General features: G+C 69.1%; 11 protein-coding genes and 1 riboswitch. Of the genes, 9 read left to right on the forward strand and 2 right to left on the reverse strand.

Annotated elements, in window-relative coordinates; translation table 11 throughout:
• Nucleotides 1-108 precede the first annotated feature (108 nt).
• Complete coding sequence (locus ESG85_RS04855; RefSeq protein ID WP_128976766.1) at nucleotides 109-1,494, reverse strand: cysteine desulfurase/sulfurtransferase TusA family protein; 1,386 nt, start codon at nucleotides 1,492-1,494, stop codon at nucleotides 109-111.
• A gap of 292 nt (nucleotides 1,495-1,786) precedes the next feature.
• Here ESG85_RS04855 and ctaC point away from each other — a divergent pair, with 292 nt between their 5' ends.
• From ctaC to ESG85_RS04875, 4 genes are all read left to right on the forward strand, one after another.
• A complete protein-coding gene (ctaC, locus tag ESG85_RS04860) occupies nucleotides 1,787-2,752 on the forward strand; it encodes an aa3-type cytochrome oxidase subunit II (RefSeq protein WP_128976767.1) in 966 nt (321 codons plus the stop codon).
• The gene (ctaD, locus tag ESG85_RS04865; protein ID WP_128976768.1) at nucleotides 2,749-4,485 is read left to right on the forward strand and encodes an aa3-type cytochrome oxidase subunit I; all 1,737 of its coding nucleotides are present in this window, start codon (nucleotides 2,749-2,751) and stop codon (nucleotides 4,483-4,485) included. The genes ctaC and ctaD overlap by 4 nt, the downstream gene beginning before the upstream one ends.
• Nucleotides 4,482-4,880: a cytochrome c oxidase subunit 4 gene (locus ESG85_RS04870; RefSeq protein ID WP_128976769.1), complete on the forward strand. Its 399-nt coding sequence runs from the start codon at nucleotides 4,482-4,484 to the stop codon at nucleotides 4,878-4,880. Before ctaD ends, ESG85_RS04870 begins: the two co-directional genes overlap by 4 nt.
• Before the next feature lie 115 nt (nucleotides 4,881-4,995).
• The gene (locus tag ESG85_RS04875) at nucleotides 4,996-6,252 is read left to right on the forward strand and encodes a L,D-transpeptidase (RefSeq protein WP_128976770.1); all 1,257 of its coding nucleotides are present in this window, start codon (nucleotides 4,996-4,998) and stop codon (nucleotides 6,250-6,252) included.
• 104 nt (nucleotides 6,253-6,356) lie between these two features.
• Here ESG85_RS04875 and ESG85_RS04880 read toward each other — a convergent pair whose 3' ends face one another.
• Nucleotides 6,357-6,758, reverse strand: a complete 402-nt coding sequence (locus ESG85_RS04880; protein ID WP_128976771.1) for a DNA-binding transcriptional response regulator — start codon at nucleotides 6,756-6,758, stop codon at nucleotides 6,357-6,359.
• 187 nt (nucleotides 6,759-6,945) lie between these two features.
• Here ESG85_RS04880 and ctaE point away from each other — a divergent pair, with 187 nt between their 5' ends.
• The 5 genes from ctaE to trpD all read left to right on the forward strand — a co-directional run bounded on the left by ctaE (nucleotide 6,946) and on the right by trpD (nucleotide 12,318).
• On the forward strand, nucleotides 6,946-7,566 hold the full coding sequence (ctaE, locus tag ESG85_RS04885; RefSeq protein ID WP_128976772.1) for an aa3-type cytochrome oxidase subunit III: 621 nt from the start codon (nucleotides 6,946-6,948) through the stop codon (nucleotides 7,564-7,566).
• Nucleotides 7,567-7,640: 74 nt separating this feature from the next.
• On the forward strand, nucleotides 7,641-8,450 hold the full coding sequence (gene qcrC / locus ESG85_RS04890; protein ID WP_128976773.1) for a cytochrome bc1 complex diheme cytochrome c subunit: 810 nt from the start codon (nucleotides 7,641-7,643) through the stop codon (nucleotides 8,448-8,450).
• Nucleotides 8,447-9,499 (forward strand): cytochrome bc1 complex Rieske iron-sulfur subunit, encoded by a 1,053-nt coding sequence (qcrA, locus tag ESG85_RS04895; RefSeq protein WP_128976774.1) that lies wholly within the window; start codon nucleotides 8,447-8,449, stop codon nucleotides 9,497-9,499. The genes qcrC and qcrA overlap by 4 nt, the downstream gene beginning before the upstream one ends.
• Entirely contained in the window at nucleotides 9,496-11,118 is a 1,623-nt protein-coding gene (gene qcrB, locus ESG85_RS04900; RefSeq protein ID WP_128976775.1) for a cytochrome bc1 complex cytochrome b subunit, read from the forward strand. Before qcrA ends, qcrB begins: the two co-directional genes overlap by 4 nt.
• Nucleotides 11,119-11,253: 135 nt before the next feature.
• Nucleotides 11,254-12,318 carry an anthranilate phosphoribosyltransferase gene (gene trpD / locus ESG85_RS04905; RefSeq protein WP_128976776.1) on the forward strand — a complete coding sequence of 355 codons (1,065 nt, stop codon included), beginning with the start codon at nucleotides 11,254-11,256 and terminating at the stop codon, nucleotides 12,316-12,318.
• Between the two features lie 106 nt (nucleotides 12,319-12,424).
• Nucleotides 12,425-12,541: riboswitch (SAM riboswitch) on the forward strand.
• The last annotated feature ends 71 nt before the right edge of the window (nucleotides 12,542-12,612 follow it).

Consider the following 12,612-nt stretch of genomic DNA (forward strand, 5'->3'; position numbering starts at 1 on the left):
CCTCCGGCGGCGCGTCCGCCCCCTGCGCCTGCCCGCGCGAACGGGCGCCGCACCCTCGCGGCACGCCGCCCCGGCGCGGGGCGGCGTGCAGCGCCGCGGGGCGAAGGGCTACGCCACCCGGCGCACCACGTACGCGGTGCCGCCCTTCGGGGACGGCTCCCCGCCCACGTACTCCTGGCCGCGCATCTCGCACCAGGCCGGGATGTCCAGACGGGCGGCCTCGTCGTCGGAGAGCACGGTGACCGTGCCGCCCACGGGTACGTCGCCGATCACCCTGGCCAGCTCGATCACCGGGATCGGGCAGCGCTTGCCGAGGGCGTCGACCAGCAGCGTGTCCGGCGCCGCACCGGCCACGGCCGACGGCCGCGGGGCGCCGAGCCGCTCGCGCACGGCGGCGACCACGCCCGGCAGCACGCCGAGGAAGCGGTCCACGTCCTCCTCGGCGGTGCCCGCCGGCAGCGAGACCCGGACGTTTCCCTCACTCAGGACGCCCATCGCGCGCAGCACATGGCTGGGCGTCAGCGTGGAACTCGTGCACGACGAACCGGACGAAACGGAGAAACCCTCCCGGTCCAGCTCGTGCAGCAGCGTCTCCCCGTCGACATAGAGACAGGAGAAGGTGACCAGATGCGGCAGCCGCCGCACCGGATCGCCGACCACCTCCACGTCCGGCACCAGCTCCGGCACCCGTGCCCGGATCCGGTCCACCAGGGCCCGCAGCCGCGCCGCCTCCTCCGCCGCCTCCGCCCGTACCGCCCGCAGCGAGGCCGCCGCCGCCACGATCGCCGGCAGGTTCTCGAAGCCCGGCGCCCGCCCCGACTCCCGCTCGTCACCCGGGCCTTGGGGGGCGAACCGGACACCCTTGCGCACCGCGAGCAGCCCCACGCCCGACGGCCCGCCCCACTTGTGCGCGCTCGCCGCCAGCAGCGACCAGCCCTCCGGCACCGGCCCCCAGCCCAGCGACTGCGCCGCGTCGACCAGCAGCGGCACCCCGGCCGCCCGGCAGGCGTCCGCCACCTCGGCCACCGGCTGCTCGGTGCCCACCTCGTGGTTGGCCGACTGCAGGCAGGCCAGCGCCGTACGGGCGTCCAGCGCCGCCGCGAAGCGCTCCGGATCCACCGCGCCCGACCGGTCCACCGGCACCTCGGCCACCGTCCCGCCGGCCGCCGTGTGCGCCTCGCCGGCGTGCAGGACGGAGGAGTGCTCCACGGCCGACACCACGAGCCGGTCGCCGACCCGCCGGCGCCCGGCGAGTGCTCCGGAGACCCCCGCGTGAACCGCGCGCGTCCCCGAAGGAGTGAAGACCAGTTCGTCCGGGCGGCAGCCCACCGCCTCCGCCGCCGCCTCCCGCGCGGCGTCGAGCAGCAGCCGGGCCCGCCGCCCCTCCCGGTACAGCCGGGCCGGGTCGGCCCAGCCCTCGTCCAGGGCGGCCAGGAGCGCCTGGCGGGCGACGGGGTGCAGCGGAGCGGTGGACGCGGCGTCGAAGTACGGCATCCGCCCACGGTAGGCCCTGTCGCGTGATCCCCCGTCAGAAGTACCGTTCGGGCCGCCGTTCGACCGCCGTACGGCCCCCCGGAATCCCTCCCCGGAACTCCGGAGTCCACCCCTTCGGGGACTCGGACGGCGCGTTGGGCACCCTCCCCGCGCGACCCCAAATAGCGTCCAGTAGGGTTTGGTCCGCATAAACATCCAAACCCCTGCCCGCGGCCGGGGCGGCGACCGACCAGCGAGACGGACGGCCGTGGCAGCCGACCTATGCGGGCCGAGACTCTCGGGAAGGCGCTACGTGAGTCCCAACGGCTCCGACCGCTCGTCGCGGCGCCCGATGCGGCGGAAGCTGCCGCAGGTGCTGACTGCGGGCCTGATCCTGGCGACAGCCACCGGCTGCTCGTACAACTGGGAAGACTTCCCTCGCCTTGGCATGCCCACCCCCGTGACGGAAGAGGCTCCGCGGATCCTCTCCCTGTGGCAGGGCTCGTGGGCCGCCGCGCTCGCCACCGGCGTGCTGGTGTGGGGCCTCATCCTGTGGGCCACCATCTTCCACCGGCGCAGCCGCACCAAGGTCGAGGTACCTCCGCAGACCCGTTACAACATGCCGATCGAGGCGCTGTACACGGTCACTCCGCTCATCATCGTCTCGGTGCTGTTCTACTTCACCGCGCGCGACGAGTCGAAGCTCCTCGAGCTCACCCCCAAGCCCGCCCACACGGTCAACGTGGTCGGCTACCAGTGGAGCTGGGGCTTCAACTACGTCGAGAACGTCCCCGGCGTGACGGGCGACGCCAAGACGGACAAGAACCTCGCGGCGATTCCGGACAAGTTCAAGGACGCGTTCCCGGCGAACGCCGGCGGCGTCTACGACGCGGGCATCCCGGGCACCCGGAACCCGCAGACCGGCAACCCGGGCCCGACCCTGTGGCTGCCCAAGGGCGAGAAGGTCCGCTTCGTCCTGACCTCGCGTGACGTCATCCACTCCTTCTGGGTGGTTCCCTTCCTGATGAAGCAGGACGTCATTCCGGGTCACACCAACTCCTTCGAGGTCACCCCGACCCAGGAGGGCACGTTCCTCGGCAAGTGCGCCGAGCTGTGCGGCGTCGACCACTCCCGGATGCTCTTCAACGTCAAGGTGGTCTCCCCGGAGCGCTACCAGCAGCACCTGAAGGAGCTGGCGGAGAAGGGTCAGACCGGTTACATCCCCGCGGGCATCGAGCAGACTGACCCCGCCCGGAATGCGGAGAAGAACCAACTGTGAGCATCCTCAACGAACCCCAGGGTGCGGCCGCGGCTGAGGACTCGTACGAGAACGAGCTCCCGGTACGCCGCAAGCAGCCCGGCAACGTCGTGGTGAAGTGGCTGACGACCACCGACCACAAGACCATCGGCACGATGTACCTGGTCACGTCGTTCGCCTTCTTCTGCATCGGCGGCCTGATGGCGCTCTTCATGCGCGCCGAGCTGGCCCGTCCGGGTACGCAGATCATGTCGAACGAGCAGTTCAACCAGGCGTTCACGATGCACGGCACGATCATGCTGCTGATGTTCGCGACGCCGCTGTTCGCCGGATTCGCGAACTGGATCATGCCGCTGCAGATCGGCGCGCCCGACGTGGCGTTCCCGCGGCTGAACATGTTCGCCTACTGGCTCTACCTCTTCGGCTCGATCATCGCCGTCGCCGGCTTCCTCACCCCGCAGGGTGCCGCCGACTTCGGCTGGTTCGCCTACTCCCCGCTGTCGGACGCGGTCCGCTCGCCGGGCGTCGGCGCCGACCTGTGGATCATGGGTCTGGCCTTCTCCGGCTTCGGCACGATCCTCGGCTCGGTCAACTTCATCACCACGATCATCTGCATGCGCGCTCCGGGCATGACGATGTTCCGCATGCCGATCTTCACCTGGAACGTCCTGCTGACCGGTGTCCTGGTCCTGCTGGCCTTCCCGGTCCTGGCGGCCGCGCTGTTCGCCCTCGAGGCGGACCGCAAGTTCGGTGCCCACGTCTTCGACGCGGCCAACGGCGGTGCCCTGCTCTGGCAGCACCTCTTCTGGTTCTTCGGGCACCCTGAGGTGTACATCATCGCGCTGCCGTTCTTCGGCATCATCTCCGAGGTCATCCCGGTCTTCAGCCGCAAGCCGATGTTCGGCTACATCGGTCTGGTGGCCGCGACCATCGCGATCGCCGGTCTGTCCGTGACCGTGTGGGCCCACCACATGTACGTCACCGGCGGTGTGCTCCTGCCGTTCTTCTCCTTCATGACGTTCCTCATCGCCGTACCGACCGGCGTGAAGTTCTTCAACTGGATCGGCACGATGTGGAAGGGCTCGCTGTCCTTCGAGACGCCGATGCTCTGGGCGACCGGCTTCCTGATCACCTTCACCTTCGGTGGTCTGACCGGCGTCATCCTGGCCTCGCCGCCGATGGACTTCCACATCTCCGACTCGTACTTCGTGGTCGCGCACTTCCACTACGTCGTCTTCGGCACCGTGGTGTTCGCGATGTTCTCCGGCTTCCACTTCTGGTGGCCGAAGTTCACGGGCAAGATGCTGGACGAGCGCCTCGGCAAGATCACCTTCTGGACGCTGTTCATCGGCTTCCACGGCACCTTCCTGGTGCAGCACTGGCTGGGTGCCGAGGGCATGCCGCGTCGTTACGCGGACTACCTGGACGCCGACGGCTTCACCGCGCTGAACACCGTCTCGACGATCTCCTCGTTCCTCCTCGGCCTGTCGATCCTGCCGTTCTTCTACAACATCTGGAAGACGGCCAAGTACGGCAAGAAGATCGAGGTCGACGACCCGTGGGGCTACGGCCGTTCGCTCGAGTGGGCGACGTCCTGCCCGCCGCCGCGGCACAACTTCCTCACCCTGCCGCGGATCCGTTCCGAATCCCCGGCGTTCGACCTGCACCACCCTGAGATCGCGGCTCTCGACCAGCTCGAGAACAAGCCTCACGAGGTGGCGGCCCTCAGCGGCGGCAAGGAGGCCGGCAAGTGAAGATCCAGGGCAAGATGTTCATCTGGCTGAGCGTCTTCGTCCTCGCCATGGCGATCGTCTATGGCGTGTGGTCGAAGGAGCCGGTCGGTACGACGGCGCTGTTCCTGGCGTTCGGTCTCTGCATCATGATCGGCTACTACCTGGCCTTCACGGCCAAGCGTGTCGACGCCATGGCGCAGGACGACAAGGAGGCCGACGTCGCGGACGAGGCCGGCGAGGTGGGCTTCTTCGCCCCCCACAGCTGGCAGCCGCTCTCGCTGGCCCTCGGTGGTGCGCTGGCCTTCGCGGCCATCGCCATCGGCTGGTGGCTGCTCTACTTCTCCGCTCCGTTCATTCTGGTCGGCATCTTCGGCTGGGTGTTCGAGTTCTACCGCGGTGAGAACCAGAACCAGTAGCAGCACCCCGCAACACCCGGGAGGGGCCCGGCCACTTCGTTCCGACGAAGCGGCCGGGCCCCTCTTTTGCCGCGCTCGGCGCGCCGGGCGCGGGGATTGTTCTTAGCGTGAAGTCATGAACGACACGCCGCGCATTCGGACTGTTCTGAGCTGCACTCTTCTGGCCGTCACCGTCACGGCGGGCGTCACGGCGTGCGCGGGCGGCGACGGCCATCCGCTGTCGGCGAGGCCCTTCGACGCGGCGGACCGGATCGCCTTCAACGCGCCCGAGGGCGGCGGGAAGGCCGACCCCGAGAAGCCCCTGGAGATCACCGCCAAGGGCGAGGACGGGCGGATCACCGACGTCACCGCGACCGACGAGGCCGGGCACCACCTGGCGGGCGAACTCACCGCGGACGGGCAGAAGTGGCGCTCCACGGCCGCGCTGGCGGCCGGCGCCCGCTACACCGTCCGGGTGGCCACCGAGGACGAGGACGGCGCCCCAGGGGCCCGTACGTTCACGTTCGAGACCGCCCCGGCCAAAAGGGCGCTGACCGTCACGTTCGGCCCGGAGGCGGGCAAGTACGGCGTCGGCCAGCCCGTCACCGCGGAGCTGAGCCTCCCGGTGAAGGACCGCAAGGCCCGCGCCGTCGTCGAACGGGCCCTCAAGGTCCGCTCCGTACCGGCCGTCGAGGGCTCCTGGTACTGGGTCGACGACAAGAAGCTGCACTACCGCCCGAAGGAGTACTGGCCCACCGGCGCGACCGTCACCGTCACCGGAAACCTCGGGGGCGTCAAGGTCGACGACAAGGTCTACGGCGGCGAGTCCAAGCCGCTCACGCTGACCATCGGCGACCGCGTCGAGGCCATCACGGACGCCGGCTCGCACTCCATGACGGTGCGCAGGAACGGAGAAGTGATCAACACCATTCCGGTGACCACCGGAAAACCGGGCTTCTCCACCCGGAACGGGATCAAAGTGGTGCTCGGCAAGGAGTACTACGTCCGGATGCGCGGCACCAGCATCGGCATCGCCGAGGGCAGCTCGGAGTCGTACGACCTGCCGGTCTACTACGCCACCCGGGTCACCTGGAGCGGCGAGTACGTCCACGCCGCGCCCTGGTCCGTCGGCTCCCAGGGCGTCGCGAACGTCAGCCACGGCTGCACCGGCATGTCGACCGGGAACGCCGCCTGGTTCTACGAGAACGTCCGCCGCGGCGACATCGTCAAGGTCGTCAACAGCGCCGGAGAGATGATGGACGCCTTCGGCAACGGCTTCGGCGACTGGAACCTGTCCTGGGACAAGTGGCGCCGCGGCAGCGCCCTGGTGGCCGAGAAGGGCGACCCCACGGCCACCGAGGACGCGAAGGCCCGGCTCAGGCCGAGTCTGTGACCCGGCTCAGTCCGGGCCCGTAACCCGTATGGGTGCCCCTACGGGGCGTGTGCCGAAAGCGGCGTCGTCTGCCCGAAGGGCAGGCGGGACCCTCGGCACACGCCCTACGCGCCGATGCTCAGGCGCGAGCGCAGCAGGGACGCCAGGGACGCCGCGAACTCGACCGGTTCCACCGGAAGGGTGACCGCGGCGTCCGCGCGGCTCCACGTGGCCAGCCAGGCGTCCTGGGGGCGGCCGATGAGCAGCAGCACCGGCGGGCAGCGGAAGATCTCGTCCTTGATCTGACGGCACACGCCCATGCCGCCCGCCGGCACCGCCTCGCCGTCGAGCACGCAGACGTCGATGCCGCCCTCGTCCAGGGCCGTGAGCACCGCCGGCAACGTCGCGCACTCCACGAACTCGACCGGGGGAACATCGGCGGCGGGCCGGCGTCCGGCCGCGAGGCGGACCTGCGCGCGGGTGTTCGCGTCGTCGCTGTAGACCAGGACCGTGGCGCTCGACTGCATCGTTCCTCCGTGAAGGTGGTCGGCCGTTGCGCGGATGCTACTCCGCTCCACACCCCGTCAACACCCGTTCAACACCTGTTCGAAGGGTGCCGGAAGCCCCTCCGGATGGGCCGTTCGGGCAGGACACGCGCCCCGGACACTCCGAACGGCACCCCCCGGAGTGAGGGCGGGATAAGCGACCGACATAATGTCGGTCGTGGCGACAGTAACGACAGTAGATACCGGGCACGCGCACCCGTCGGTCAATCGACCGAACCTCACCAGCGTCGGAACCATCATCTGGCTGAGCTCCGAGCTGATGTTCTTCGCGGCCCTCTTCGCGATGTACTTCACCCTGCGATCCGTGATGGGCGCGGAGTTCTGGACGGAAAAGGCCGACGCCTTGAACCTTCCGTTCTCCGCGACGAACACCACGATCCTGGTGCTCTCCTCCCTCACCTGCCAGCTCGGCGTCTTCGCCGCCGAGCGCGGTGACGTGAAGAAGCTCCGGACGTGGTTCATCATCACGTTCGTGATGGGCGCGGTCTTCATCGGCGGCCAGGTCTTCGAGTACACCGAGCTGGTCAAGCACGAGGGCCTTTCGCTCTCGTCCGACCCGTACGGCACGGTGTTCTACCTGACCACCGGCTTCCACGGCCTGCACGTGACGGGCGGTCTCATCGCCTTCCTGCTGGTCCTCGGCCGGACGTACGCCGCCAAGAGGTTCACTCACGAGCAGGCAACCGCCGCCATCGTCGTGTCCTACTACTGGCACTTCGTCGATGTCGTCTGGATCGGCCTCTTCGCCACGATCTACTTGATCAAGTAATCGGGCTCCGCCTCCCGGCGGACCGACACATCCAGCAAGCATCGACGCAGAAGATCCTGACACCGGGGTAATCCGTGAAAAAGCTCTCCGCACGACGACGCCATCCGCTGGCGGCGGTCGTCGTCCTACTCCTCGCGCTGGCGGCAACCGGGGGGCTCTACGCCGCGTTCGCGCCCGCGGGCACGGCGAAGGCCGACGAAACCGCCCAGTCCCTGGCCATCGAGGAGGGCAAGAAGCTCTACTCCGTCGGCTGTGCCAGTTGCCACGGAACCGGCGGTCAGGGCACCTCTGACGGCCCGTCCCTGGTCGGCGTGGGCTCGGCGGCCGTGGACTTCCAGGTCGGCACCGGCCGCATGCCCGCGCAGCAGCCGGGCGCGCAGGTCCCGAGGAAGAAGGTCATCTACACGCAGGCTGAGATCGATCAGCTCGCGGCGTACGTCGCCTCTCTCGGTGCCGGCCCGGCCATCCCGAAGCCCGGCCAGTACAACCCTGAGGGCGCCGACATCGCCAAGGGCGGCGAGCTGTTCCGCTCCAACTGCGCCCAGTGCCACAACTTCACCGGTGAGGGCGGTGCCCTGACCTACGGCAAGTACGCGCCGAGCCTCGAGGGCGTCAGCCCGAAGCACCTCTACGAGGCCATGCAGACCGGCCCGCAGAACATGCCCTCCTTCCCCGACACCACGATGCCGGAGAAGCAGAAGAAGGACATCATCGCCTACGTCCAGGCTGTGAACAGCGACAAGGCCGACAACCCGGGTGGTCTCAAGCTGGGTGGCCTCGGCCCCGTCAGCGAGGGTCTGTTCGCGTGGATCTTCGGTCTGGGCGCGCTGATCGCAGTTGCCGTCTGGGTCGCGGCCCACACCGCTAAGGCCAAGAAGTCATGAGTACCCAAGAGATTCCAGAAGAGAACCTGCCGACCGAGCAGGCCACCGCGCACGGCGCGGTGAAGGTCGCCGACGACCCGTTCGCCGACCCGGGCCTCCCGCCCCACAAGCCGCGCATCCAGGACATCGACGAGCGGGCCGCCAAGCGGTCCGAGCGCGCGATCGCCTTCATGTTCACGCTGTCGATGCTGGCCACGATCGGCTTCATCGCCTCGTACGTGATCTTCCCGGTCGACGAGATCGTGTACATCTGGCCGTTCGGCCGGGTGTCCGCGCTCAACTTCGCCCTGGGCTGGACGCTGGGCCTGGCCCTGTTCTTCATCGGCGCGGGCGCGGTCCACTGGGCCCGCACCCTGATGTCCGACGTCGAGGTGGCCGACGAGCGTCACCCGATGGAGGCGTCGCCCGAGGTCAAGGCCAAGGTCATGGCGGACTTCGCGGCCGGTGCCGCCGAGTCCGGCTTCGGCCGCCGCAAGCTGGTCCGCAACACGCTGTTCGGCGCGCTGGCCCTGGTGCCGCTCTCCGGCGTCGTGCTGCTGCGTGACATGGGTCCGCTGCCCGAGAAGAAGCTCCGCTCCACCATGTGGGCGAAGGGCAAGCTCCTCATCAACATGAACACCAACGAGCCGCTGCGTCCCGAGGACGTCGCCGTCGGTTCGCTGACGTTCGCCAAGCCCGAGGGCCTGGAGGAGCACGACCACCACTTCCAGACCGAGATCGCCAAGGCCGCCCTGATGATCGTCCGGATCCAGCCGGAGGACATCAAGGACAAGCGCGAGCTCGAGTGGTCGCACGAGGGCATCGTGGCCTTCTCGAAGATCTGCACCCACGTCGGCTGCCCGATCTCCCTGTACGAGCAGCAGACGCACCACGTGCTCTGCCCGTGCCACCAGTCCACCTTCGACCTGTCCGACGGCGCCCGCGTCATCTTCGGCCCGGCCGGCCACGCCCTCCCGCAGCTGCGGATCGGCGTGAACGACAAGGGCTTCCTCGAAGCGCACGGCGACTTCGAAGAGCCCGTCGGCCCTGCCTTCTGGGAGCGCGGATGAGCACTGTGACCAACACCAAGAAGGCGCCCGCCGGAGAGCGGATCGCCGACTGGGCCGACGGCCGCCTGGGGATCTACACGCTGGCCAAGGCCAACATGCGGAAGATCTTCCCGGACCACTGGTCCTTCATGCTGGGCGAGGTCTGCCTCTACAGCTTCCTCATCATCATCCTGACGGGCGTCTACCTGACGTTGTTCTTCCACCCGTCGATGAACGAGGTGGAGTACGTCGGACCGTACGTCCCGCTCCAGGGACAGCTGATGTCCGAGGCGTTCAACTCGACCATGCACATCTCGTTCGAGGTGCGCGGTGGTCTGCTCATCCGGCAGATCCACCACTGGGCGGCGCTGATCTTCCTCGCCGGCATGTTCGTGCACATGATGCGCGTGTTCTTCACCGGCGCGTTCCGCAAGCCGCGCGAGATCAACTGGCTGTTCGGCTTCCTGCTGTTCTTCCTGGGCATGTTCACCGGTTTCACCGGCTACTCGCTCCCGGACGACCTGCTCTCCGGCACCGGTGTCCGCTTCATGCAGGGCGCGATCCTGTCCGTGCCGATCGTCGGCACGTACCTGTCGATGTTCCTGTTCGGCGGCGAGTTCCCCGGCGGCGACTTCGTCGCCCGGTTCTACTCGGCGCACGTGCTGCTGCTCCCGGGCATCATGCTCGGCCTGGTGGTCGCGCACCTCATCCTGGTGTTCGTCCACAAGCACACGCACTTCGAGGGCCCCGGCCGCACGAACAAGAACGTCGTCGGCATGCCGCTGCTGCCCGTGTACATGGCCAAGGCCGGAGGCTTCTTCTTCCTGGTCTTCGGTGTCATCGCGGTCATCGCGGCGGTCGCCTCGATCAACCCGATCTGGGCCCTCGGCCCGTACCGCCCGGACCAGGTGTCCACCGGCGCCCAGCCCGACTGGTACATGGGCTTCGCCGAGGGTCTGATCCGTGTCATGCCGGGCTGGGAGATCAACCTCTGGGGCCACACGCTGGTCCTGGGCGTCTTCATCCCGCTGGTGATCTTCCCGCTGGTGCTCGGCGCGATCGCGGTCTACCCGTTCATCGAGTCCTGGATCACCGGCGACAAGCGCGAGCACCACATCGCGCAGCGCCCGCGCAACGCCCCGACGCGCACCGCCTTCGGCGTCGCCTGGATCACGGCGTACATGATCATGCTCGTCGGTGGTGGCAACGACCTCTGGGCCACGCACTTCCACCTGTCGATCAACGCGATCACCTGGTTCGTCCGGATCTTCTTCTTCGCCGGACCGGTCATCGCGTTCATCATCACCAAGCGGATCTGCCTCGGCCTCCAGCGCCGGGACAAGGACAAGGTGCTGCACGGTCGCGAGTCCGGCATCATCAAGCGCCTGCCGCACGGTGAGTTCGTCGAGGTCCACCAGCCGCTCAGCCAGGGCGAGCGCTACAAGCTCACCGCCCACGAGCAGTACGAGCCGGCCGAGCTGCCGCCGGCCGTCGACGAGAACGGCGTGGAGCGCAAGATCGGCCGCCTGCAGAAGCTCCGGGTCAAGCTGAACCAGGGCTACTACGGCGCGGACAACCAGGTCGCCAAGCCGACGGCGGAGGAGTTCCGGGAGATCGAGAGCGGCCACGGCCACCACTGATCACCCGACCGCCTGAGCCGGTCGTCGCCACGGCGAGAGCCCCGTCCATTCGATGGACGGGGCTCTTTGCCGTCCCCGGAGATCGATAGGGTGGGAGACGACCTCGCAGTCCCGTACGTACACACAGGAGCGACCATGAGCGCTGTGCACCCCGCTGGAGGCGACACCGCGGCGGGCCGCTCCTGGCCCGCCCTGCTGAACGGCCTCCTCGAAGGCCGTGACCTGTCCGCCGACGACACCGCCTGGGCGATGGACCTGATCATGCGCGGCGAGGCGACCGACGCGCAGATCGCCGGGTTCATGGTGGCCCTGCGGGCCAAGGGCGAGACGGTGGCGGAGATCTCCGGTCTCGTCCGGACCATGTACGAGCACGCCAACGTCATCGAGGTGCCGGGCCCGTCCGTCGACATCGTCGGCACCGGCGGCGACGGGGCCAGGACGGTGAACATCTCCACGATGTCGTCGATCGTGGTCGCCGGCGCCGGGGTCCGCGTCGTCAAGCACGGCAACCGCGCCGCCTCCTCCGCCTCCGGCTCCTCCGACGTCCTGGAGAAGCTCGGCATCAACCTGAACCTCACCCCCAAGCGGGTCGCCGAGGTCGCCGAGGAGGCGGGCATCACCATCTGCTTCGCCGTGAAGTTCCACCCCTCGCTGCGGTACGTCGCCGCCGCCCGCGGCCAGCTCGGCATCCGCACCACCTTCAACGTCCTCGGCCCGCTCACCAACCCGGCCAAGGTGCGCGCCCAGGCCGTCGGCGTCGCCGACGCGCGCATGGCGCCGATCGTGGCCGGCGTGCTCGCCGACCGCGGGAACTCCGCCCTCGTCTTCCGCGGTGACGACGGTCTGGACGAGCTGACCACCACCGGCACCTCCCGGGTGTGGGTGGTCCGGGACGGCGCCGTCCGCGAGGAGCGCTTCGACCCGCGGGACGTCGGCATCGAGCCGGTGACCCTCGACGCCCTGCGCGGCGGCGACCCCTCCCACAACGCCGACGTCGCCCGCCGGCTGCTCTCCGGCGAGACCGGCCCGGTGCGGGACGCCGTGCTGCTCAACTCGGCGGCCGCGCTGGTCGCCCTGGAGCCGGGCGGGGGCACCCTCGCGGAGCAGCTGCGGGCCGGCATGGACCGGGCCGCCGAGTCGATCGACTCGGGCTCCGCCCGCCGCGCCCTGGAGCGCTGGATCGCGGCCAGCAACGCCTGACCGCGGGTGAACGGCACATGGCGGCCGTGAACGGCACGTCGCGCCCCCGTCCCGGATGCCGGACGGGGTTGCGTCGTCGTGACCGTCTGTCATAGGTTCTGGACCAGGTCATGAGTGACAGCGACAAAGCCCCGGCTGGCTGTCCGGCAACCCTCCGTCCGTGGCGGGGTGCCCCGGGTGAAGACCAGGCCGCACGAGCAGAAGCCTGCGGCAAGCGCGGACCCCTGCGCACACCCTGGGGTCCTTGGTCCTCTAGGGAGCGTTGTCTCGTGAGCAAGCGAATGCGTTAGGGCC

The organism is Streptomyces roseicoloratus, from assembly GCF_004117935.1.
GTDB lineage: Bacteria > Actinomycetota > Actinomycetes > Streptomycetales > Streptomycetaceae > Streptomyces > Streptomyces roseicoloratus.